This window comes from Staphylococcus pseudoxylosus, from assembly GCF_003697915.1.
GTDB lineage: Bacteria > Bacillota > Bacilli > Staphylococcales > Staphylococcaceae > Staphylococcus > Staphylococcus pseudoxylosus.
The window spans coordinates 1-223 of the sequence record NZ_RCVN01000108.1; the positions used below are offsets into that span (position 1 = coordinate 1).

Here is a 223-nt window from a genome sequence, read left to right on the forward strand (position 1 = left end):
ATAGGAATAACATTGACATATTGTATTCAGTTTTGAGTGCTCATTGGAGTATTCAAAAAGAATGGGCCTATAGCTCAGCTGGTTAGAGCGCACGCCTGATAAGCGTGAGGTCGGTGGTTCGAGTCCACTTAGGCCCACCATTTTTTTGTACATTGAAAACTAGATAAGTAAGTAAAATTTATGATTTTACCAAGCAAAACCGAGTGAATTAGAGTTTTTTAAC

At 37.7% G+C, this 223-nt stretch carries 1 tRNA gene; it reads left to right on the forward strand.

The annotated features are described in order from the left end of the window. Nucleotides 1-63 precede the first annotated feature (63 nt). A tRNA-Ile gene (locus D9V42_RS15005) sits at nucleotides 64-140 on the forward strand. The last annotated feature ends 83 nt before the right edge of the window (nucleotides 141-223 follow it).